Raw genomic sequence first — 22,191 nt, forward strand, 5'->3', positions numbered from 1 at the left:
CACCCTGGGGTGGTTGGTACGACGCTCACCTTGGGACCGGGGCGGTGCGGCGGGCGAAGAAGGCCCGCAGCGGCTCGACGTGCACCTCGGCGGAGTTCCACTCGTTCTCCAGGTTCTCCGTGATGTGGTGGGCGGCCACGGGCTCGCCGGGGAAGTGGTGGCGCACGACCGGATGCAGGTAGTGGCCCTCGTGCGCCCTGGCGGCGTCGCTCTGGGCGATGCGGCCGACCGCGATGTCGAACGGGTCGTACGCGTCGTGGTGGGGACCGTACTCCAGGGTGATCGCGAAGTGGCCGCGGTCGCCGACCGGCGGGCCCTGGAGGTCGAACGGGACCTCCTCCAGATAGCGGGCCCCGCCCGCGCCGTCCAGCACGATCATGTCGGCCAGCAGGCCGAACTGCTGCCACAGGGCCGAGGTGCGGTTGATCCGCTCGACGACCGCCGCCGCGAGCGCGGCCGGGTCCGCGGGCAGCTCCCTGGCCGGCCAGGGGACGTCGTGGTAGCGGGACTCCATGATGCGGTGCAGGGCGCGGGCGCCGTACCTGAAGCCGTGGATGAAGCCGCTGGTGCCGCGCCGGAAGTCGCGCGACTGGGTCAGGGTGCCGGCGAAGTAGAGGTCCGGGACGCTGACCGACTCGTACGCGGGCGTCAGCGCCGGGAACCTGCCGTCGATCACCAGCTCGGGGCGGCAGCCCGCGGCGAAGATCGAGGCGTCGAAGCGGAAGCCGGTGCACACGATCACCCGGTCGTACGGGATGTCCTTGGTGACCTCGTTGACCCGGGCGAAGGCCACCGTCGCCAGATACGTGCCGTCCGCCTGCCGCTCCACCCGCCTGACGTCGCCGTCGAGCAGGGCGTTCTGCGACTTGAGCTGGTAGGTGTCCAGGAGGCCGTTGTTGATCGCCCGCAGATGCCCGACGTAGTGGGTGCGCCACGCCATGCGCAGCGAGTGGGGGCCCGCCACGTGAATGACCGCGGCCGTCTCGATCAGGTTGTCGGCCGTCTCGAAGCCCGAGTTGCCCTTGCCGATGATGAGCACGCGTTTGCCGATGTAGTCGGCCGGGTCGGTCGAGGCTTCCGCGTAGGTGTCGGCCGTCTCGATGCCCGGAATGGGCGGGATGTTGGGCTTCGTCACGCCGGCCGCCACGATGACCCGCGCGGCCTCGTACGTGGTGCCGTCCTCGACCGTCACCAGGAACTTCTCCGGCCGCTCTATGCGCACCACGCGGGAGTCGTAGGAGACGCGCAGGCCGCGCGCCCGCGCGAAGTCGCCGAGGTAGCGGACCAGGTCGTCGGCGGCGGGGAAGTAGCGGTCGCTGTAGCGGGTGAACAGCAGCTCGGGGTCGTCGGAGAGCAGCGAGTTCCAGTCCATCCGCAGGTTGAGCTCGGGGTCGTCCCAGCCGGTGTGCTTCTTGTTGATCGAGATGAGCGTGCGGTGGCGGGGGAAGGTGCGGAAGAAGCGGCCGGGGGCCTCGCTCGCTTCGAGGATCAGGTAGTCACGGCCGGCTTCGTGCAGGAAGTGGCCGAGCTGAAGGCCGGCGGGGCCGGCGCCGATCACCAGGTAGTCCAGGGAGTTGTCCGGCACTGACGCCTCCGTTGCGACGTAAGTGATTGAAAGGGCAACCTCAGTGTGGGCGGGTGATTATCAGAGATTGCTCAGAGACGCCGGAGGGACTTGCCCGATTGCTCAGGGGGCACTTGTGCCGTACTGGGCGAGCAGGGCCCGTTTGTCGGGCTTGCCGCTGGTGGCCACCGGCGCGCCGGGGACCATCGTGATCGTCTTGGGCACGCTGTCCTCGCCGAGCTCCGCGCGTACGAGCTCGCACAGCGCGGCCGGATCCGGCACCGGTCCCGGCGCGGGCACCACGAACGCGTGCACGGCCTCCCCGGTGCCCTCGTCCGGTGCGCCCGCCACATACGCCTCGGCCACGCCGGGATGGCCGGTCAGCACGCGCTCGATCGGGCCCGCGTACACCACCATCGCGTTGACCATGATCACGTCGCGGGTGCGGCCCGCCAGGTGCAGGAAGCCGTCCGCGTCCACGTGGCCGAGGTCGCGCGTGCGCAGCCAGCCGTCCCGCAGCGTGTCGCGGGTCTCCTGCTCGTCGCCCCAGTAGCCCGCCATGACGTACGGGCTGCGTACATGCACCTCGCCCGTCCGCCCCGGCGGCAGCTCCAGGCCGTCCTCGTCGCGCACGCTCAGCTCGACCCCCGGATGCGGGCGCCCGACCGGGGCCACGACGCCGGCGGCGATGTGCTCGGGGGTGAGCATGGCGACGTTGCCCGCCTCGGTCTGCCCGTACCCCTGGTAGACGACCGGGCCGAGCCGCTCGGCCGCCTCCGCCAGCCGGCGCGGGCCGATCGGCGAGCCCGACACCATCAGCGCACGCAGGCTGGACACGTCCGCCGTGTCCACCAGCTCCAGCATCGCCGCCAGGCGCGGCACGGTGATGATCGAGCCGGTGATCCGGTAGCGCTCGATCGCGTACGGGAACAGCGGCCGCCCGTCGTCCTCGGGGATGACCGCCGTGCCCCCGCCCAGCAGGCACGGGGCCAGGAACTCCAGCACCACCATGCTCGCGAGCGTGCCGAACAGGAGATAACGCTCGAACCCCCGCGCGAGGGCCGCCGCCATCGGGCCCCAGACGCGCGGCTGCCAGGCCCAGTGCTCGGTGAGCGCGCGGTAGGTGATCGCGCAGCCCTTGGGGCGGCCGGTGCTCCCACTGGTGAAGGTCAGCGCCGCCACGTCATCCGCCCGCGCCACCACGACCGGCGACGCGGTCGTACGGACAGGATGGGCCAGCAGGTCCGTCGCCCCGGGCACGGGGCCGAGCGAGAGCGGCGTCCCGGTGCGGAGAAGCCGTGGCGTCGCCGTCTCCGGGTCCACGATGACGGCGTCCACCCCCATGCCGAGCACGTGGTCGAGCTGCCCAGGCGGGTACCCGGGGCGGATGCCGACGACCCGGCACCCCAGGACGTGCGCGGCCATGTGGGCGGCGAACGCCTCCGGCGTCACCTCGGTCCTGACGGCGACCGCCCGGCCGGGGCCCAGCCCGGCCTCGCGCAGCGCGTCCGTCAGCCGCCGGATCAGCTCCAGCAGCTCGCCGCGCGTGACGGTCCTGGCTCCGTGCTCGAACGCCGGCGTCGCGGGGGCGGCCCGCAGCGCGTCGAGCAGGGCGGTCGGGAAGAGCATGCTCGGCTCCTCATCACAACAGTGGCCTATTGCCCAATGCCGTCATATAACGGGATTCACATCAGAGGCGGATCAGAGACGAGCCTGACGTGAAGGTCATCGGCGCCGGATTCGGCCGCACGGGCACCAGATCCCTGCAGGCGGCACTCGAACTCCTGGGCTTCGGGCCCTGCTACCACATGGCGACCGTCATCGCCGAGCCGTACCGGGTGCGGCAGTGGCTCGACGTCGGCGAGGGCCGCTCCCGCGACTGGGACGCGGTGTTCGCCGGGTTCCGGTCCGCCGTCGACTGGCCCGCCGCCGCGTACTGGCGCGAACTGGCCGCCCACCACCCCGACGCCAAGGTCATCCTCACCGTCCGCGACCCCGGCCGCTGGTACGACAGCGTCAGCGAGACCATCTTCCGCGCCTTCCTGGAGCAGCGTCGCCCGCCGCCGCACCGCCGGATGATCAGCCGCCTGGTGGCCTGGCGGGCCCCGGACTTCGCCCTCTTCCCGCGCATGACCAGGGCGACCTTCGTCGATCCCGTCTTCGACGGCCGCCTCGACGACCGTGACCACGTCATCGAGGTGTTCGAACGGCACATCGCCGAGGTGAAGGCCACGATCCCCGCCGAGCGGCTGCTGGTGTTCGAGGCGGGGGACGGATGGGGGCCGCTGTGCGCGTTCCTCGGGGTGCCGGTGCCGGCGGAGCCGTACCCACGGGTCAACGAACGAGCGGCCTTCCGCCGCAAACGCCCCCGCCGCCTGGCCCGCCTGATCCTCCGCGGCCGCTGACGCCGCCTGTCCCGGGCCGAGCCCCGCAGGACCGATGACGCCTGTCAAGACAGCGTCCACTCGCCCTTCTGCTCGGCGAACCCGCTGTCCAGCGCGAACTGGAACTTCGCCGGCACCGCGCCCTCCGGCACCTCGAACACGATCATCCCCATGCGCGAGTCGCCCGCGTTGATCGTCGCGCTGCCGCCGAAGCTCTGGCCCTCGCGGACCGCGTAGACGGTGGAGCGGTACTGCCGGCCCTGGGTGTCGATGAGCCAGGCGCCGTTCGACGGCGCGTCGCCGTAGACGGCCTGGCTGGTGTTGGCGATCGTGACCTGGACGGCGACCAGCTTGGCGCCCGCCTTCGGCTTGAGCAGGTCGGAGGCCGGGGTGGCCGCGGCGACCAGCTGGTTCACGGTCACGGTCATCTGCAGGCCGGGAGTACGACCCGCCAACGTCACCGCCTCACCGACCGCGACCGGCCCTCGCCCCGTCTGCCCGACCGAGCCCTGTCCCGCCGGGCCGGTGGCCGGATCGGTCGTGTCCTGCGCGGGTGGGTCCCCGAGCGGCTCGCGGGACGGCATGACCATAGTCGCACCGTCGGCCACCGGGCCCCCGCCGGTGTCCGTCAGCACCATCGCCACGGCCGCGCCCCCGCTGAGAAGCAGCAACGGGACACCGACCGCGAGCAGCACGATCAACGCCACATTGGACGAGAGCGGCGACGACGGCTGAACGTGAGGCTGCTGCCACGGAGGACCATACGAGCTCTGCGGCGGTCGCGCAGGACCATAGGGGCCATGCGGCGCTCGCGCGGGGCCGAACGGGCCTTGCGGCGGCTGGGGCGGAAAGGCCATGTCGGGGCTCCTGGTCGAAGACGGCAGTATGGGGACGTTCCAGGAGCGAGTCCGGTTGACTGGATCTTCGCCGGAGCAGCCGGTGCCGCCTCAGGCGGTGTCGCGGGTGGCGAGCAGGGCGTCGATGCGGGCGCGGGTCAGGGGACGGGCGAGCATCGAACGGAGTCTGGACCGGGCCCTGGAGCGGTTCTCCGCGGACTCCCGCGACGACATCGCCCGGTTCGCGTAGATCTCCAGCAGATGGCCGTGCTCCGCGATGGCCATGGAGAAGTCGGCCGGTTCGGCGAGCACACCGAGGCCGCCCTCATCCCGGTAGGCCCGCCACGCCTGTGCCGCGTCAGGGTGCGGAAGGTCGGCCAGGATCTTCGCCAGCTCCCAGGCCGGCCGCGCCGACCCACAGTTCTCCCAGTCCAGCACCATCACACCGCCGTCCAGGGCCCGCCGCACGTTCTCCACGTTGACGTCCCGATGGCACGTCTCCAGTGAGGTCGTGTCAGGCGGAACGACAAGGGCGTCCAACGCGATCAGCTCAGGCAGCAGCCGCTCCAAAGCACCCACCCACCCCCATTCAGCCTCCCCACCGGCCTCCAGCCCCACATCAGCACCCGGCCCGGGGTCTGTGCCGGGTCCGGGATCCGCGGCCGGATGTGCGCCCGCTTCCCGGGCCGCGTCGGTGGCGGCCTTCAGCAGGGACTCCCAGCGGGTGCGGCCGAGGGGTTCGGCGAACCAGGGGATGACGGGGCCTTCTGCGGGGTGTCCGATTCGGTGCAGGTGGGCCGTCACCGCGCCGAGCTCCCGCCCCGTGACCACGTCCCCCTCTGCCAGGTCCACCCATGCGTACACCCGGAACCCCTCGTGCAGCACCGCGCCTCGCGTCGTCACCCGCGGCTCCGGCAGCCGGATGCCCGCTTTCGCCGCCGCCCGCTGGAAGGCGAGGTCGGCGCGTACCTCGTGCTCCTCGACGGGCACCAGCAGTTCCTTGACCGCCCACGTGCCGGCGTCGGTGTCGAGTCGCCAGATCCGGCCCAGTTCGCCGCGCGCCGCGTACACCGGGGGCCGCAGCGGCCGGCCCAGGTCGTACGCCGATGCCACGGCCGCGGACCACGTTTCGGTCGGGGCATCAGGGGATTCGGACATGGTGACTCCTGGTTTGGGGGATGGGGTCCATCGTAGGGTGGCGGCAGCTCGCGGCAGGCTCCGAGGAGGCGTCCATGAGCGAGAGCGCGTTCGAACTCGTACGCCGCCACAAGAGCCGTGAGACGACGGCGACCGAGACGGTGCGCGAGACGCTGGACCGGCTTGAGGAGCTGTACGCCCGGATCGGCGCGGTGGCCGCGATCGACCGTGAACGCAGCCTGGTCGAGGCGGCACAGGCGGACCGGCGGCTGCGCGCGGGCCGGGGCCGGATCCTGGAGGGCGTGCCGGTCACGGTCAAGGACTGGATCGACGTGGCGGGCTGGCCGGTCACGGGCGCGACGAGCACCCTGAGTGGCAGCCCGGGGCGCCGGCCCGCCGCAGACGCCACGGCGGTCGCCCGGTTGCGCGCGGCGGGCGCGATCGTGGTGGCGATCAGCGCGGCGATGGCCGACAACCGCCTGTACGGCGTCACCAGGAACCCGGCCGCCCCGGACCGCGCACCCGGCGGCTCGTCCGCCGGGACGGCGGCGCTGGTGGCGGCCGGTGCCGTACCGCTCGGGCTGGGCAGCGACTCCGGCGGCAGCATCCGGCTGCCGGCCGCGTGGTGCGGGATCGCCGGGCTCAAGCCCACGTTCGGACGGGTGCCGCTGACCGGCCACTTCCCCCGCTGCGGCGCCCTGGAGGACGGCAGGACCGTCATCGGCCCCCTTACAGGCGGGGTACGCGACCTCATCACCGCCCTCGCGGTGATCGCCGGCCCCGACGGCCTGGACGCCGGCGTCGCCCCAGTCCCTCTCGGCGACCCGGCGGCAGTGAACCTGAGAGGGCTGCGCGTGGGCGCCATCGCCGTCCCCGGACGCGTGGTGGGAGAGGGGGCGCAGGATGCCTTGACAGCGGCTCCCGGACCCGTGGCGGCGGCGGTCGGGGCGCTGGTGGAGGCCGGGGCCGTGGTCGTGGAGGAGCCGGTGGCCGACCTGCGCGAAGAAGCGATGGAGCTGACCCGCCGCCACTGGGGCCGGGCGGCGTTGTCGGGGGCGGAGCACGTGCAGGTGCTGTGGGACTGGGACCGTTTCCGCAGGCGGGTGCTGGCCGCCACCGCCCACCTTGACCTGCTCGTCATCCCGGCCGCACCCACGCCGCCCCCGCCCTGGCGCGAGTCCGAGGAGTCGGACTACATCTGGACGCTGCCGTGGAGCCTGACCGGCGCACCGGCGGTCGTCGTCCCGGCCGGCACGCAGGCGGGCAGGGCGGGCGCGGTGCAGATCGTGGCGCGCCCCTGGGAGGACCACGTCGCGCTGGCGGCGGCCCTGTGTGTGGAGGCCGCAACCCTCGCGGTCTCGCGGAAGCCGTAACGGCGCAACGACCGCACCCGCCGTGCCGGCGGGCCCCTCACATCCGCCGGACCCGCCGCACCCCCGGCCGGACGCGTCCCCTAGGGTGCGGTGGATGAGTGGACGTGGAGTACTTGTCACGGGAGCGTCAAGGGGCATCGGCCGGGCCGTCGCGGCGGCCTTCGCCGCGGCGGGAGACCGGGTCGCGATCCATCATCGCGACTCCGCCAAGGAGGCCGACAGCCTGCTCGCCGAGCTGCCCGGGCACGGCCACGCGGTCGTCAGGGCCGACCTCGCCGACCCCGAGGGCGTCAGGAGCATGGCGGACGAGGCCGCGGCGGCGCTGGGCGGCGGGATCGACGTCCTGGTGAACAACGCGGGCGTCTACCTGCACCACCCCATCGCCGAGCTGTCGTACGAGGAGTGGCAGGACGCCTGGCGCCGCACGCTGGACGTGAACCTGGTGGGCGCGGCCAACCTGACCTGGTGCGCGCTGCGGCACATGCAGGACGGCGGGCGGATCGTCAACGTCTCCTCGCGCGGAGCCTTCCGCGGCGAGCCCGACAGCCCGGCGTACGGCGCGAGCAAGGCGGGCATGAACGCGCTGGCTCAGTCGCTGGCCATCGCCCTGGCCCCGCGCGGCATCGCGGTGGCGACCGTGGCGCCGGGGTTCGTCGAGACGGACATGGTGAGCGAGCACCTCAAGGGCCCGGGCGGCGCCGCCATCAGGGCGCAGAGCCCGTTCGGCCGGGTCGCGCGGCCGGAGGAGATCGCCGCGGCGGTGCTCTACCTGGCCTCCCCGGCGGCGGAATGGGCGAGCGGGACGGTGCTCGACCTCAACGGCGCCTCCTACCTCCGCTGATCCCAACACATCCCGCTATGCCGTGATCTGCCGGAAATAGCGGGCTATTGTGACCCTCAGGGCACTTCGGGAACTCGTTCAGAGGGAGACGGTGTGGCCAGGGGCTGCGGATACGCGTTGGTGTCGGTCGTGTTCGTCGTCACGGTCCTGGCCGGCACCCTCCTCGTGTACATGACGAGCGGCCCCGCCGCCACGGTCGCCGCCGTCCTGCTCGCCGTGATCGGCCTGTGCGGAGTGGTCGTCGTCCACGACCTGCGGCGCCGCAGGTCGGCGGCGGCCGAGGAGCGCATCCTGCTGGCCAGGGAACGCGAGCACGTCAAGCGCACCGTCGACCTCGTCACCGACCCCGGCCTGAGCGAGCAGGAACGACTGGTCGTCATCGACTCCTTCATCCCCAGGCTCGGGCAGGCCGCCTCGCGCGCCGCCTACCGCGACCGGTTCGTGCTGGTGCCGGAGTTGTCGCCGCCCGCCAGGGCCCTGCTGGAACGCGGCAGAAGGGCGGTCATGTCCGTCTACACCTCGCAGGTCATGTACCAGCGGCTGCTGGACGGGCTGGCCAACGAGGTGCTGCTGCCCCGGCAGATCTGGGAGATCGCCATGCTGCTGCGGGTCCAGACCCAGTTACGGCACGAGCAGGAGCGCGCCATGCGCGGCGTCGTGACGCCCGAGCTGCGGGCCGTGCTGGAGCCGCAGCAGGAGGCGCTGCGCCGCTCGGTGGCGTCCGTGACGGCCCGGATCGAGGGCCTGGAACGGTACGCCCGCCGGGTCCAGGAGGCCGACGCGGCGCTCAGGGCGCAGGCGGCGCTGGCCGACAACGACAAGTACCGGGCGCTGCTGGCGCACACCGACGACGCCGACGGGATGCGCGAACTGGAGGCGCACGGCGACGCGCTGGAGCAGACGCTGGCCAAGAGCGTGCGCGAGGCCATCGAGGCCGGTCGGACGCTCTCACTCCGACCGGCCGCCCCCTGACCCCCTGACCCCCTGACTCCCTGACTGACCTACGCTGACACCCTGACCTACGCGGAGAGCCGGCGCTCCAGCAGCAGCGCCCCCCGACCGGCCAGCAGCGTACGGCACCATCCGCGCAGATCCGCCGGCTTCGGCCCGGACACCTCGCCCGAGTCCAGCAGCACGGCCCAGTCGAGCAGCGACTCGGCCAGCATGAGCGGCACCCCCTGCCGCTCGTGCACCTCGGCCGCCGCCTCGAAGTGCGCGGCCGCCCTGGCCGGCTCGCCCATCGCCAGGCACAGGTGGGCCAGGTAGTGGTGCCCGCAGTGGTGGGCCACCGTGCCGTGCCCGAACGTCTCGCCGTCGGCGGCCAGCGCGTCGTACAGCGTCGCGGCCAGCTCGGACCGGCCCAGCCGCGCGGCGGCCACGGCGAGGTTGTCGAGGGCGGGCCTGTGGGCCATGTTGCGCGGCGGCGTGGCGCCCCCGTAGGCGAGGATGCGGTCCAGCAGCGGGCCGGCCTCCTCGTCGTCCAGCTCGCACAGGTAACGCAGCACCGCGTGCACCGGGTCGGCCCGCGGCGCCTGGCCGGCCTTGCGCAGCCGGTCGCGCAGCTCCCACAGCCGTCCCTGCAGCCGCCGGATCTCGGCGATCTGCTCGGAGTAGAAGGCCATCGCGTCCAGGCGGTAGCCGATCCGCGAACCCAGCCGCAGCGCCGACTCGGCCTCCGACTCGGCCTGGGCCAGGTCGCCCTGCATGAGAGTCAGGCCGGCTTTGGAGTAGCCGATCAGCCAGGTGAGCTGGGGCTGCCCGAGCCGGCGCGCCAGCTCCTCCGCCCGGTCGAGCAGCAGGGCGGCCTTGGCCGCGTCGCCGCCGTCGAGGACCGGGGGAGTGCGCTGCATGTACGCGTGGAACAGCACCAGGTCGTCACCCGTCCTGCGGGCCGCCTCCAGCATCTCGTCACCGTCGCGGTGGCGCTGGTGCAGCGGGTCGGCCGGGATGATGGTCAGGCTGCGCATGCCCAGCACACCGGCCAGCGTGCGCGGGTCGCCGGACTTGCGGGCCAGCGCGACCGCCTCGTCGCTCAGCGCGAAGCGCCGCTCCCCGTCGGGCGCCCAGATGAGCTCGGAGGCGAGCTGGGCGGCCAGCAGCGCCCTGGTGCTGACGTCGGTGGAGTCGACCACCTTGCGCGCCTCGGTCAGCAGCTCGATCCGCTGCCGGTCGGGCGCGGGCGAGATGCTGGAGGCCCGGTTGCCGCTGAGCGCCGCGGTGACGACCAGGTCGTGCCGCTCGCACTCGCGGGCCAGCCGCGCCGCGTCGAGCAGCGTCCGCCTGGCCTCGGGGTGCCCGGCCAGCCACATCGCCCGGCCGCAGTCGACCAGCAGCTCGGCCCGGCGTTCCACGGTGCCACCGGGGGAGTCGTGCAGCAGGTCGAGCGCCCGCTGGTACCAGGTGACCGCCTCACGGTGCGCCAGTCCGGCCAGCGCGTGCTGCGCCGCGAGCACGGCCGCGTCCGCCGCCGCGCTCACCCGGGCCGGGTCGCTGCCGTGCTCGGCGGCGGCCAGCAGGTGCGTGGCCACCACGTACGGCCGCGACCGCATCGCCTGCGGGTCCGTCTGAGACAGCGCGTCGGCCACCCGGCCGTGCAGGAGAGCGGCGCGCGGCGCCGACAGCGTGGAGTAGAGGGCGTTCCTGGTCAGCTCGTGGGAGAAGTGGCAGGACCCGTTGTCCAGCATGGTCACCAGGCCCGCGCCCATCGCCTCCTCGGCCGCGGCCACGAAGCGCGCCTCGTCCAGGCCGAGCCCGTGACGCAGCTCGGCCGAGGACATGCGCTCGCCGACGGCCAGCAGGCTGACCAGGTCTCTGGCGTCGGGATGCAGCTGCGACAGCCGGGCCAGCACCATCCGGATGACCGAGTCGGGCACGGCCAGCGCGTCCAGGTCCTTGCCCGCGGCCAGCTCCCTGATCACCTCGCTGATGAGGAACGCGTTGCCGCCGGTGATCCGGTGCAGCACCGCGGCGTCGCCGGCGGCGCGCGCCTCCGTCAGCGCGTGGGAGACCTCGTCGGGCCCGAACGCGGGCACCGGGACGACGCGGGCGTCGGCGGTCAGCTTGTGCAGCTCCGGCATGGCCGACTCGACCGGCACCGGCCGCGACATCGCGAGGATCAGCAGCGGCAGCGCGTCGGCGTCCCACATGAGGGCGTTGAGCATCTGCAGCGACTCCAGCGTGGCCCACTGCAGGTCGTCGACGACCAGCAGCACGGGCCGTACAGTGGCCAGGCGCTCGATCAGCGTGCGGGCCGCGGCCAGCAGATGGTAGCGCTCGGAGACGGGCTCGGTGGCCGGCGGCACCTCCAGCGACAGCGGCGGCGCGGCCAGCGACGGCGCCAGGCGCACGAGCTGGCCGCACTGCTGGTCGATCCCGGCCCGCAGCAGCAGCGCCGGCGAGGTGCGGGCCAGCCGCTCGACCGCTCCGGCGATCGGCTCGTACGCCTTGCGCGCCGGGTCCGTGCACCGCCCCGCGAGCACCGTGAACTGCCGCTTGAGCGCCCGCCTGGCCACCTCGGAGGCCAGCCGCGTCTTGCCCACCCCCGGCTCGCCCTGCAGCAGCACCAGGTTGCCGCCGAACTCGGCCGCCGCCAGCTCCGCGTCCAGCGTCCGCAGCTGCTCCTCCCGGCCCACGAACGGCAGCCCCCGCTCGTCCAGCCACGGCGCCAGCCCGGCGCCGAGGTGGTGGTCGGCGCTCTGCCAGTGCAGCTCGTAGGTGTGCATCGGCTCGCGCAGCCCCTTGCCGGGCAGCCGTCCGAGATCCTTGAACTCGTGCCGGCTGCGCCCCTGGGCCAGCCGCCGCACCAGGTCGGTGCAGAGCACCTGCCCGCCCTCGGCCACCGCGACCAGCCGGGCCGCCTCCACCGTCGGCAGCCCGCTCACGTCGTCGTGACCCCAGCACACGTCGCCGGCGGCCAGCGCCGCCCTGATCGAGATCTTCTCCTGGGCCCGCTCGTTCTCGTCGGCCACGGCCTGCTGCACCGCGATGATCGCGTCGAGCCCGGCCGTGGCCGAGTCGAACACCGCCATCAGCCCGTCGCCCAGGCTCTTGGTGAACGACGACCCGCTGGCCGTCACCACCGAGCGCAGCAGCTCGTACAGGCGGCGGAAGACGACGTTGGCCCGCTCTTCGCCGAGCCTGATCCGCAACGCGGTGGAACTGACCACGTCGGTGAACAGGATGGTCGCGGTGGTGAGCGTGCCCGGCTCGTGCGCGCGGTCGGCGGTCACTAGTGCGGCCCTTTCCGCCCCTGGGCGGGCGCTCGTAGCGTGCGGCGGACCGTGCGGCGGATCGCGCGGGTCTTCACCGCGGTGCCGGAGCGCCTGATCCGCCACGCGCGGGCCAGCTCCGGAGGGATCCTGAACGCCGCCTGCCCGCCGGAATGGCGGTCGATCAGGGCGACCACGATGTGCCGCCCGGACTTGCGTACCAGCCAGCGAACCACAGAGTCCACCGGGCGGGCCAGCCACGTGCCCCTGTTAGCTTCTCGGGCCAGCCGGAACAGCGCCGTGAACCACCAGGCCGGCGGGGGCACGTCGAGCAGCTCGGGCACCCGGTCGGCGCCGTGGGCGGCGTCGCGGAAGATCCAGTGCACCAGGCTGCGCGGCAGCTTGCGCCAGCCCAGCGGCATGAACGCCTCCATCTCCTTCAGCAGCACGGTCATCAGCCTGACGCCCTCGTCGCTGGGTTCGAGCAGCCGGCCCAGGCGCGCGCTGATCGGCTCGACGTCGTCGAGCGTGAGGGGGCCGTCGCGGCAGACCTCGATGCCCATGAGGTGGCCGAAGACGCTCCAGGTGTAGAGGTTGGCGGCGCGCTCCTCGTCGCTGAGCGTCACCCCCATGGTCTCCATCGCCTTCCACGTCACCACGGAGAAGTCGAACAGTGTGGCCAGCAGGAGCTCCTGGTTCACCGGCGGGCCGTGCCGCTCGATGTCCCACCGGTCGGCGTAGCGCTCCTCGACCAGAGCCCGGACGAACGAGTGCAGGATGCGCAGCCCGATCGCCGTCGTGTGGCCGGGCCGGCCCGGTTGCAGGCTGTCGGTGGACTTCAGCCCCATCACGTCCACCAGCATCTGGCCGGTCTCCGCCACCCGGCGGGTCATGTGGTGCGTGGCCAGGTTGGAGACGCCGGCCAGCACCCTGGCGCTGGACGTCTCCGCGTACGCCATCGGCAGGCAGGCGAAGAACAGCGCGGCCGACTGGTAGAGCCCGTAGTCGGAGAACACGGCCTGCCCCTTGGCCAGCGACTCCCGGTCGTCCCCCCACTCCGGCAGGTCCCTGGCGAAGCCGAGCGCGTCGAAGATCTCGTGGGCGGGCGACTCGCCGGACGGCTCCCTGGCCTCCCGCTTGGCCTCGGCCAGCTCGGCGACGACGGCTTTCACCAGGTCGAGCGCGCTCTTCCCGGCCGGCTGCGCCGCCAGATACTCGGCCACGACCTTGTCGATGTCAGGGTCGGCCTGCCGGCGAAGCTGCCGGAACCTCTCCTCGGGCCAGCGCTCGTCGTGATCGTTCATGTGCCCCGTACTCCAGATTCGGTCAGAGGCCGCCCCGTTTCCGCAGGGCGGCGACATTCAGCAGCGTGATCGTCCGCCCCTTGACGGCGATGAGGTTGCGCGACACGAGCGACTGCAGGGCCCGGTTGACCGCGGGCCGCGAGGCGCCGATCAGGGCGGCGAGGTCGGACTGGGTCAGGCCGGGCAGGTCGACCACCCCGTCGGACTGGCCGTGCTTGTCGGCCAGTTGCAGCAGCAGCTTGGCCAGCCGCCCGCCCAGATCGAGGAAGGCGAGGTCGGCCGCCTGGTCGGTGAGCCGGCGGACCATGCGGCCGAGCAGCCGCAGGAACTCGTCGGCCAGCCCGGGATGCTCGCGCATCAGCTCCAGCAGCCGGGCCCGCGGCAGCGCGAACACCCAGGCGGGCCGCACGGTTGTGATCGAGGCCGACCGCGGCGAGCCGTCGAGCAGCGCCATCTCGCCGAAGGTGTCGCCCCGGCTGAGCATGTTGAGCACGATCTCGTCGCCGTGCTCGGTGGTGAACACCACCTTCACCAGCCCGTCCAGCAGGACGAAGAGCGACTCTCCAGGATCGCCCTGGTGGAAGATGATCTGCCCCGCCCGGTAGCGCCGCGACACCCCCGCCTGGGCCGTGCTCCGGATGCCCTTCTCCCCCAGAACGCGGAACAACGGGATCTCCGCCAGCACGGCGGCGACCGGCTCGACGTCGTGGGGAAGCCCGCTGCGCGCGTTCATGCAAGAACTTTAGGACGCATTCCACGGGCGAACAGCCTCCCGTTGCCGATCTCCGGAATGTGACGAGGACCACACGCGCACTGTCACTTCCGAGACAGTCTTTTCGGATCATCCGGCGCACGGTGAGGTAGCCGGCCGGAATTGGCCCCCCGAGAAACCGGACCGGCGGGGAGAAAGTCATGCAGTTGGACACCATCGAACGCCTCGACACCGCCGCCCTCGTGTCCGCCGCCCAGGAGGGCGACACCGTGGCCTGGGAACGGCTGGTCGAGGAGTTCAGCCCGATGCTGCGCGCGCGCATCCGCCGCTTCCGGCTCAGCCACGAGGACGCCCAGGACGTGCTGCAGACCACGTGGCTGCTGGCCTGGCAGAACCTGCGCAGCGTCGAGGACGGCCAGCGGATGGCCGGCTGGCTGGCCACGATCGCCTTCCGCGAGTGCCTCAAGCTCACCAGGCGGACGAAGGAGATCTGCACACCCGACCTCGACTCGCTCGGCAGCACCGACGACGTCGACAGGGAGCTGGCCAGGATCTGGCTGGCCGGCACGCTGGCCGAGCTGGTCGAGGAGCTGCCGGCGGCGCAGCGGGTGCTGTTCAGGGCGCTCACGGAAACCTCCGAGCCGCACTACGTGGACGTGGCGCGCAGGCTGGGCAGGCCGGTCGGGAGCATCGGGCCCACCCGTGCGCGCTGTTTCGCGAAGCTGCGCGGGCTGCTCCAGGCCCGCGAGATCACGCGCGACTTCCTGGACTGATCTCTTCTCGGTCGGTCATGTCTGGTTGATCGGGTCGGGTCAGGCCTCTTCGGTGACGGCGTCGAGCGGGATCGCTTCAAGGAACGGCTCGAAGTCGAAGTGGGCCATCTCGTGCGCGTCCGGGTCGGTGGTCTCCGCCGGATAGGCGTAGAACCGGCGCCGGCGCCGCAGACCGGGCAAGCTGTCGAACATCACGCTGACGGCCTCGGGCACGAGCCCCCGCGTCATCTCCTCGGCCAGCCCCTCGGCGATCTTCCCGTCGAACGGCACCCGGTAGAGGGCCTCCACGTTCTGGTAGACGCGGAAGTAGCTGACGATGAAGCGCATCCGGTCGGGGTAGGACACCCAGTCGCGCACCCCGGCCGTGGCGGCCTCGCGGTCCTCGGTGATGAACTCCTCGGCCAGCTTGCGTACCTTCTCGTTCTGGATCGGCGCCCACGCCCGGTCGATGTCCACGCCGGCCGGCGCCGTCAGCGGCTTGCCGACCTTGATGTCGCTGAGCGGCGTGGCGACGGCGAACAGGTGGCGGGTGTAGAGCGAGGACCACAGGTCCTCCAGCTTGCGGGTCGGCCAGGGCTGGTCGGCGTGGCTCGCCGCGTACAGCTTGAACCGCTGGAACGGCTTGCGGGTGACCAGTGAACGCAGCGAACGCCACGACACCCGGGTCAGCCAGCGGACCGGCCGGTAGAGCACCAGCTCCAGCGCCGCCTGCGCGCGAGCCTGCTCGTACGCCGACAGCGCGATGTTGGCGCCGAACAGCAGCTCGCCCCTGGCCGCCGGATCCTCGGTCCGCGCGGCCTCGACCATGAGCTGCGCCGCGTCCTTCAGATAACGCGGGTCGGCGGGCGACAGCAGGCCGGTCAGGAACTCGGGCGGCTCGGGCGTCAGCTCGGACTCCGGGCTGACCTTGAGGTAGCGGTCGGGGGTGTCGTTCCACAGGTTGACCGCGAGGCTGGCCGTCTCCAGGAAGATGGCCCGGTTGGCCAGCGCCAGCCCGAGCTGGTAGCTGGGCCCGAGCAAGGTGAGCAGCGTGGCCCGGAACAGCCGCTTGAAGCGCTGCGGCACCCGCAGGCGGCGGCCGAAGTCCTCGATGAACGGCGAGTCAGGACCCAGATCGAGGCTCTCTCCGATGGCCTTCGAGGTCCAGGTGGCGTAGCAGTACCAGTTGTTGGCCGCGCGGCCCAGGCGTACGGCGAGGTCGGTGGCCACACGGTGATAGCTGTAGGCGATGACCATCGCTTCGAGTGCCGCGTCGCGGTCCTTGTAGGCCGCGATGCGCAGTACGTCGTCCGCGGTCACCGCGGTCGGCTCGGACATGAGGTCTCCCAATCGGCTGGTCCCGTCGCCCCCGTGGCGCGCTCATGGGGATAAGAGCGCCTTCGGGTGGCGTCAGATACAGTCCGGCGGCCTCGAAGCCCCGTGACCGCCGGGCAGGAGCGTAGGAGCGCCCGCTTGCGACAAGCTTGCAGCGCGCCGCCCCGGGCGCCCGGCCCGGAGCGGCGCCGCTCATTCCTTAACCATGATCTTGCTGATCACCACGAATCCGCCGAGCGCCCCCGCGGTGCCGGCGGCCGTCGTCGTGGTGAGGTTGACCACCAGGTCGTACGTGCCCGGGGCGAGCTGGCCGCGCATGGGGATCGAAGCGGTGTAGCGGCCCGAGCCAGGGGTGAAGGTCATCTCCACGGGAGGCGACGGATGCCGCGACTCACCACCGCCCAGCAGATCCGCGATGATCTCCAACTGCCAGCGTCCCGTCAGCCAGTCCACCAGCTCACCGGTGACCTCCCAGCTCACGTCCACGGTCCAGCCCTCGCCCCGGTGAACGACGTTCGTGGGTTGAGCTCCGGGATCGACAACCTGGCCGTGAAGAATGCCGGCCAGTTGCTCGGCCGGCACTTTCATCACCTGGAACTCTCCGGTCGCCATTTTTTCCGATCTCCTCTCCGTGCGGGACGGGTCCCCCGCGTGAGGAGCAGAGCGACGACGGCGGCGGCGAAATACGCGTCGTTTCCCCGGGATATGACGGACTTTCGTCAGCCGGTGAAACCACCGATCCTGACCAGATCGCCGGGGCCGGCGGCGCCGGTGCGTACGCCGTCCAGCCGCACGCTGGCCTCGACGGCGCAGTCCAGGTAGGCGTTGACGCCCTTGACCACCACGTCGCCGATCTCGCCGCCGGCCAGGCGCAGCACCGCGCCGCCGCCCTCGGCGGCGACGACCTCCACGGTCCCGTACGGGGTGCGCAGGCCGATCGGCCCCTCGTTGCCCGTCTGGACGAGCACGACGAGGTAGTGCACGTCCCCGTCGGGGTGGCTGCGCAGGTACGCGTCCGCCTCCCCGTACAGGACGAGGCTCTCCCCATCCGGCGGTGCGGGGGCGGCGGGCAGGGGAGTGACGAAGGGGGCGAGCAGCGCGTACGGCTCCAGCCGCTCGTCCAGCTCCGGCACCGGCCCGTCCACCAGCACCACGCCGCCCGCCTTCGCGTACCCGGCCAGCAGCTCCTGCACCCGCCGGTGCAGGAAAGGACCGCCCGGCACGGTGAGCGACCGGTAGGCGGCCAGCTCCTCCTGCGTCGCGCTCTCCAGCTCGACCAGCCCGTAGTCCAGCCCCCGCGCCCGCATCCGCTCGTGGAAGGCCAGCAGCGCCCGCCCACACCCGGGCCCCTCGGAGCCTCCCGAGAGCGCGGCGATCCCGGCATAGGGGAGGTACAGCCCGAACGCCTCACTCCGCTGCGGGACGCACTCCAGGAACTCGGCCCCGTGCGCGGCGAAGAAGTCCGCCAGCGCCCGCACCACCGGCGCCTTCCCGGTCGCCGCGCCGCCCGCGTCCACGGGCGCGCAGTCCGGGTAGGCCCCCGTGTGCGCCGCGTCGAGCTCAGGCCCCCACCCCGACGTGGCCACCCCCGTGTAGACGTTGAACCCGGTCGCCCCCGCCGCCAGCGCCAGCAGCGACTGGTGGAAGCTGGTGGCGCCGTCGATGTAGGCGGGGTCGTACAGCTCGGCGAAGCCCCAGTTCTCCTCCAGGTTCGGCCCGGGGGCGCGCTTGGCCGCGATCACGTAGCGGGCCTGCGCGGCGGGGTCGGCGGACACGACGCCCATCCAGTTGGTGAAGCCGTAGGAGATCTCGCCCCACAGCTCCGGCCTGACCCTGGCCAGCCAGTCGTCCAGCTCGGGCATGGTCGGCGGGTTCAGATTGACCAGGACCGGCAGGTCCGAGCCGACCGCCCGCGCCCAGACGCGGTAGACGCGCGCCAGGTACTCGGCGTGCGCGCGCCCCCAGTCGGCCTGGGCGAGCGGGCCGGCGGCCGGTCCCGGCGGCTCGATCTCCGCCCAGTCGGCGTGGCCGGTGCCGTGCAGTGCGTTGTACTCCTCGGGCGTGCCGTACCAGGACCGCAGCCGGTCCCGGTAGAACGCGATCCCGGAGGGGCTGTAGTCGTAGGCCGTCAGCGGCAGCGCCCCGCTGGTGTAGACGCCCTCGTTCGCGATCTGCAGCGCCACCACCGCGTCGGCGCCGGGCAGCACCTCCTTGCCCACGCTCGCCAGCCAGCGCGTCGTCATGGCCAGGAACGCCGTCCCGAACGGCGCAGGCAGCGGGCGCTTGGCCGCGCCGTCGTCCCAGCATGCGGGCACGCCGCCCGCGTCGAGCAGCGGCTCGATCGACGGGTCGGCGTCCGGGCAGACCCAGTCGGGCAGCCCGCCGTAGCTCAGCTCGGCGTGCACGAACGGACCCGGCTTGGCGATCACCCGCAGCCCCAGCTCGTGGCAGAGCGCCAGGAAGCCGACGACGTTCCTGGCCGGATGGGTGCGGCCGGTGAAGTCGGGGGCCGCGCCCGCCTCCGGCTGATGGTGCCGCCAGGGCAGGTAACAGGTGATCACCTCGATCCCGAGCTCGTCCCGTACCGCACGCAGCCGATCGGCCCACACGGCCGGATCGTCGCGATAGTACGGATAGTCGGCGGTGACGAGCACCCGCGGCACGCCGTCGACGACGGCGACCCCGTCGCGGACCTCGATGACCACAGTGATTTCCTCCTGGTTCCTGAGATTCAGCCCTTGAGGCCGGTGAAGGCGATGCCCTGAAGGATGCGGCGCTGGAAGACCAGCAGCACGCCGATCACGGGCAGGACGGCGAGCGTGGCGCCCGCCATGATGTAGTACGCGCGACCGCCGTCAGGACTGGCCACGAGCTGCTGCAACGCCAGCGGCAGCGTGTAGAGCTCGGGGTCGTTGGTGACCAGCAGCGGCCAGACGAGGTCGTTCCAGTGGTAGAGGAAGCTCGTGATGGTCACGACCGCCAGCACGGGCTTCGACAGCGGCAGCACGATCGTCCAGAAGATCCGCATCCGGCCCGCGCCGTCGATCAGCGCGGCCTCCTCCAGCTCCGCAGGCAGCGACAGGAAGAACTGCCGCATCAGGAAGATGTCCAGCACCGAGGCGATGTTCGGGACGATCAGCCCCCATCCGGTGTCGAACATGCCCAGCGACTGGGTGACGTGGATGCGCGGCACCAGCAGCGTGATCGCGGGCACCATCATGCCGCCCAGCATGATCACGAACAGCCGGTCGCGGCCTGGAAAGGGGATCCGCGCGAACGCGTACGCGGCCAGCGCGTCGATCAGCAGTTTGGCCGGCACCAGCACCGCGCACACCCAGACGCTGTTGACGAAGGCGCCGCCCAGCCCGCCGACGTTGAGCACGTAGTCGTAGTTGCCCAGCGTGGCCGCCCACTCGCCGGTCTTCCTGTCCAGCGGCAGCAGGTTGGGCACCTTGGTGTAGATGTCCTGCCCGTGCTTGAACGAGGTGGCCAGCATCCACAGGAACGGCACCACCGACACGGCCGCGAGCAGCACCAGCGCCGCGTACATGGACGCCTTCCTCACGACGCCTCCTGCCTGACGAACCGGAACTGCAGCGCCGTCACGATCACGATGAAGACCAGCAGGATGAACGACATCGCGCAGGCCGCCCCCATCGCGTCGTAGCGGAAGGCGAACAGGTAGAGGTGCAGCACGTAGGTCAGGCCCGACTGCTCGGGGCCGCCGGTGACGCTGCGCCCGTTGCCGGAGAAGATCACGTACACCAGCCCGAACACCTGCAGCGCCGCGATCACCCCCGTCACCAGCAGGTAGAACGTGGTCGGCCTGAGCATCGGGAACGTCACCCGCCAGAACCGCTGCCACGGCCCGGCCCCGTCGATGACCGCCGCCTCCTGGATCGTGCCGGGGATGCCCTTGAGCCCCGCCAGATAGATGATCATCGAGATGCCGCACTGCCAGGCCGCGATGAACGCCAGCGCCGGGATGACCAGCTCGGGGGTGTTGAGCCAGTTCTGCCCGGGGATGCCGACCAGGCCGAGCAGCGTGTTGATCAGCCCGTACTGGGGGTCGTACAGCCAGCGCCAGATCGCGCCCACCGCCGCCTCGGCCGTGACGACCGGCAGGAACAGCAGCAGCCGGAACAGGTTGGCGCCGCGCCTGATCGCGTTCAGCAGCAGCGCCTGGGCCAGCGCGGCCACCAGCGTCAGCGGCACCGCGATCAGCGTGTACTGCAGCGTGACCCGCACCGATGTCCAGAAGTGCGGATACTTCACGTCGTCGAAGAGCAGGTCCGCGTAGTTCGCCAGGCCGACCCAGTTCGCGTCGGAGCGCAGGTTCCAGTCGGTGAAGCTGTAGTAGAGCGCCGACAGGGCCGGATAGAGCAGGAAGACCACGAAGTAGACGAGCGCGGGCGTCACCAGCAGCACGCCCACGAGATGGTCGCGGCGGCGGCCGGGCCCGCGGCGGGCCCGCCCGCCGGAGCCCGCCGCCACCCGCTCGTCCGCCAGGGCGGGTGCGGCCACGTCAGCCGTTCCAGCCGAGCAGGGAGCGCGTCTTGCCCGCCGCGTCACTCAGCGCCTGCTGCGCGGTGGCCTTGCCGGTCAGCGCCGACTCGATCGCCGGGGCGATGATCTCGTCGTTGACCTGGATCCACTGCGGCACCGCCGGCCGCGCGTGCGCCACCTTGAGCTGGTCGAGGAAGGCCGCCTGCTCGGGCCCGCCCGCGACCACCTGCGCCTTGAGGTGGACCGGGAAGCCGCCGAACGCGTCGGCGACCGCGCCGTTGTGCTCCGCGCTCGCCAGGAACGCCAGCCACTTCCAGGCCAGGTCGGCGTTCGGGCTGGCGGAGAAGACGACGGAGTCCTCGCCGCCGATGTTGCCGGCCGGCTCGCTCTTGTACGGCAGCGGCGCCACGCCGAAGTCCAGGTCGGGGAACTGCTCGCGGATCGTCGGCACGTCCCACGGCCCCGAGATCGTCATGGCGGCCAGGCCGTTCTCGAAGGGCTTGTCGGAGTCGGTGATCTTGCGGGGCGACGACTGCTGCAGGTCCACCCACAGTTGCAGCGCCTCCACGGCGGGCTGCTGGTCGAACAGCACCTTCTTGCCGGCGTCGTCCACCATCTCGCCGCCCGCGCCGTGCACGATGCCGGGGAACATCCAGGCGCCGTAGCCGTCGCCCTTCGGGACGTTCATGCCGGCCACGTTCGCGTCGGCGGCGTGCACCTGGGCGGCGATCCGCTTGAGCTCGTCCCACGTCTTGGGCGGCGCCGGCACCAGCTTCTTGTTGTAGAACAGCGCCACGGTCGTCTGGTCCTGCGGCAGGCCGTAGAGCTTGCCGCCCGCCCGGTTGGTGTCGAGGGCGCCCTTGTAGTAGTCGGCCTCGTTGACGAGCCCGGCCGGGACCTCCTTGATCGTGCCGTCGAGGGCGTACTTGGAGACCAGCGGCTGGTCGAGGATGCCGGCGTCGGGGGTGCTCTTGGCGGCCACGGCGCTGCCGAGCTTGGTGTTGTAGTCGTCCTTCGGAATCTTGACGATCTTGACCGTGACGCCCGGGTTGGCCTTCTCGAAGTCCTGGCGCACCTTCTCGATGACCTGCCCCGCCTGCGGGGTGCGGTCCTGGTACATCCAGAACGTCAGCTCTTTACCATCGCCCTGCCCGCCGCCGCCACCGCCGCCACATGCCGCCACCGCGGTCGCGAGCATCGCCACGACGGCGCCACGCACAAGTCCTCGGCCCATTGTCG

Annotated in this window: 18 protein-coding genes; 5 read left to right on the forward strand and 13 right to left on the reverse strand. The window is 72.1% G+C overall.

All coding sequences use genetic code 11. From position 1 onward, the window contains the following. Nucleotides 1-25: 25 nt before the first annotated feature. On the reverse strand, nt 26-1,585 hold the full coding sequence (locus AB0C28_RS27830) for an NAD(P)-binding domain-containing protein (protein ID WP_358078507.1): 1,560 nt from the start codon (nt 1,583-1,585) through the stop codon (nt 26-28). Nucleotides 1,586-1,687: 102 nt separating this feature from the next. Further along, the gene (locus AB0C28_RS27835; protein ID WP_358078510.1) at nt 1,688-3,193 is read right to left on the reverse strand and encodes an AMP-binding protein; all 1,506 of its coding nucleotides are present in this window, start codon (nt 3,191-3,193) and stop codon (nt 1,688-1,690) included. Between the two features lie 89 nt (nt 3,194-3,282). On the opposite strand from AB0C28_RS27835, the gene AB0C28_RS27840 reads away from it, so the two are divergent. Continuing rightward, nucleotides 3,283-3,969 carry a sulfotransferase family protein gene (locus tag AB0C28_RS27840; protein WP_357851025.1) on the forward strand — a complete coding sequence of 229 codons (687 nt, stop codon included), beginning with the start codon at nt 3,283-3,285 and terminating at the stop codon, nt 3,967-3,969. 44 nt (nt 3,970-4,013) lie between these two features. Here the strand turns inward: AB0C28_RS27840 and AB0C28_RS27845 are convergent, their stop codons facing one another. Beyond that, nucleotides 4,014-4,643 (reverse strand): DUF4352 domain-containing protein, encoded by a 630-nt coding sequence (locus tag AB0C28_RS27845; RefSeq protein ID WP_358078616.1) that lies wholly within the window; start codon nt 4,641-4,643, stop codon nt 4,014-4,016. A 252-nt stretch (nt 4,644-4,895) separates the two neighbouring features. Further along, nucleotides 4,896-5,942 carry a phosphotransferase gene (locus AB0C28_RS27850; RefSeq protein ID WP_358078513.1) on the reverse strand — a complete coding sequence of 349 codons (1,047 nt, stop codon included), beginning with the start codon at nt 5,940-5,942 and terminating at the stop codon, nt 4,896-4,898. 74 nt (nt 5,943-6,016) lie between these two features. Here AB0C28_RS27850 and AB0C28_RS27855 point away from each other — a divergent pair, with 74 nt between their 5' ends. From AB0C28_RS27855 to AB0C28_RS27865, 3 genes are all read left to right on the forward strand, one after another. Beyond that, a complete protein-coding gene (locus tag AB0C28_RS27855) occupies nt 6,017-7,294 on the forward strand; it encodes an amidase (RefSeq protein WP_358078516.1) in 1,278 nt (425 codons plus the stop codon). Between the two features lie 94 nt (nt 7,295-7,388). Beyond that, complete coding sequence (locus AB0C28_RS27860) at nt 7,389-8,135, forward strand: SDR family oxidoreductase (RefSeq protein WP_358078519.1); 747 nt, start codon at nt 7,389-7,391, stop codon at nt 8,133-8,135. A 93-nt stretch (nt 8,136-8,228) separates the two neighbouring features. Next, nucleotides 8,229-9,107, forward strand: a complete 879-nt coding sequence (locus AB0C28_RS27865; RefSeq protein WP_358078522.1) for a hypothetical protein — start codon at nt 8,229-8,231, stop codon at nt 9,105-9,107. Nucleotides 9,108-9,154: 47 nt separating this feature from the next. On the opposite strand, the gene AB0C28_RS27870 is transcribed toward AB0C28_RS27865, so the two are convergent. From AB0C28_RS27870 to AB0C28_RS27880, 3 genes are read right to left on the reverse strand one after another with little or no spacing between them, the layout of a single operon-like run. Next, nucleotides 9,155-12,364, reverse strand: a complete 3,210-nt coding sequence (locus tag AB0C28_RS27870) for an AAA family ATPase (RefSeq protein ID WP_358078525.1) — start codon at nt 12,362-12,364, stop codon at nt 9,155-9,157. Continuing rightward, nucleotides 12,364-13,647 carry an oxygenase MpaB family protein gene (locus tag AB0C28_RS27875; protein ID WP_357851042.1) on the reverse strand — a complete coding sequence of 428 codons (1,284 nt, stop codon included), beginning with the start codon at nt 13,645-13,647 and terminating at the stop codon, nt 12,364-12,366. Before AB0C28_RS27875 ends, AB0C28_RS27870 begins: the two co-directional genes overlap by 1 nt. 22 nt (nt 13,648-13,669) lie before the next feature. Further along, the gene (locus AB0C28_RS27880; RefSeq protein ID WP_346112694.1) at nt 13,670-14,380 is read right to left on the reverse strand and encodes a Crp/Fnr family transcriptional regulator; all 711 of its coding nucleotides are present in this window, start codon (nt 14,378-14,380) and stop codon (nt 13,670-13,672) included. Between the two features lie 179 nt (nt 14,381-14,559). Here AB0C28_RS27880 and AB0C28_RS27885 point away from each other — a divergent pair, with 179 nt between their 5' ends. Continuing rightward, a complete protein-coding gene (locus AB0C28_RS27885) occupies nt 14,560-15,132 on the forward strand; it encodes a sigma-70 family RNA polymerase sigma factor (RefSeq protein ID WP_346112695.1) in 573 nt (190 codons plus the stop codon). Nucleotides 15,133-15,171: 39 nt separating this feature from the next. Here AB0C28_RS27885 and AB0C28_RS27890 read toward each other — a convergent pair whose 3' ends face one another. From AB0C28_RS27890 to AB0C28_RS27915, 6 genes are all read right to left on the reverse strand, one after another. Then, nucleotides 15,172-16,449: a hypothetical protein gene (locus AB0C28_RS27890; RefSeq protein WP_357851045.1), complete on the reverse strand. Its 1,278-nt coding sequence runs from the start codon at nt 16,447-16,449 to the stop codon at nt 15,172-15,174. 189 nt (nt 16,450-16,638) lie between these two features. Next, complete coding sequence (locus tag AB0C28_RS27895; protein WP_346112697.1) at nt 16,639-17,058, reverse strand: hypothetical protein; 420 nt, start codon at nt 17,056-17,058, stop codon at nt 16,639-16,641. A 107-nt stretch (nt 17,059-17,165) separates the two neighbouring features. Then, nucleotides 17,166-19,151: a beta-galactosidase gene (locus AB0C28_RS27900; RefSeq protein ID WP_357851048.1), complete on the reverse strand. Its 1,986-nt coding sequence runs from the start codon at nt 19,149-19,151 to the stop codon at nt 17,166-17,168. Nucleotides 19,152-19,177: 26 nt separating this feature from the next. Then, nucleotides 19,178-20,011 (reverse strand): carbohydrate ABC transporter permease, encoded by an 834-nt coding sequence (locus AB0C28_RS27905; protein WP_357851051.1) that lies wholly within the window; start codon nt 20,009-20,011, stop codon nt 19,178-19,180. After that, the gene (locus tag AB0C28_RS27910) at nt 20,008-20,970 is read right to left on the reverse strand and encodes a sugar ABC transporter permease (protein ID WP_357851054.1); all 963 of its coding nucleotides are present in this window, start codon (nt 20,968-20,970) and stop codon (nt 20,008-20,010) included. Before AB0C28_RS27910 ends, AB0C28_RS27905 begins: the two co-directional genes overlap by 4 nt. Before the next feature lies 1 nt (nt 20,971). Next, nucleotides 20,972-22,186 (reverse strand): ABC transporter substrate-binding protein, encoded by a 1,215-nt coding sequence (locus AB0C28_RS27915; protein WP_357851057.1) that lies wholly within the window; start codon nt 22,184-22,186, stop codon nt 20,972-20,974. Nucleotides 22,187-22,191 lie beyond the last annotated feature (5 nt).

This window comes from Nonomuraea sp. NPDC048892, from assembly GCF_040649735.1.
Lineage (GTDB): Bacteria > Actinomycetota > Actinomycetes > Streptosporangiales > Streptosporangiaceae > Nonomuraea > Nonomuraea maheshkhaliensis.